Consider the following 312-nt stretch of genomic DNA (forward strand, 5'->3'; position numbering starts at 1 on the left):
CGTTAGCTCAGTTGGTAGAGCAGTTGACTTTTAATCAATTGGTCGCAGGTTCGAATCCCGCACGACCCACCATTATGCAGAGTTATCAGGGTATCAAATCGTAGGGATGAGAACCGTAAAGGTTCGAGCCGAGCGAAGCGAGACAGCAACGCGTAGCGTTGACCCGAAGGGCGAGTCCGCAGGACAAGTAATCCCGCACGACCCACCACTATGTTAAGCAGTACCGCATTACAGCGGGTCGTTAGCTCAGTTGGTAGAGCAGTTGACTTTTAATCAATTGGTCGCAGGTTCGAATCCCGCACGACCCACCAT

The 312-nt window shown here is 51.9% G+C and carries 1 tRNA gene and 1 other RNA gene; both read left to right on the forward strand.

The window, feature by feature from the left end:
• Positions 1–86: 86 nt before the first annotated feature.
• Positions 87–208: non-coding RNA, RtT sRNA (locus V1952_RS22665), on the forward strand.
• 27 nt (positions 209–235) lie between these two features.
• Positions 236–311: transfer RNA gene (locus V1952_RS22670), tRNA-Lys, on the forward strand.
• Position 312: the final 1 nt, after the last annotated feature.

The sequence above is a fragment of the Yersinia sp. 2542 StPb PI genome, from assembly GCF_048593855.1.
In the GTDB taxonomy this organism is placed as follows: domain Bacteria; phylum Pseudomonadota; class Gammaproteobacteria; order Enterobacterales; family Enterobacteriaceae; genus Yersinia; species Yersinia enterocolitica_E.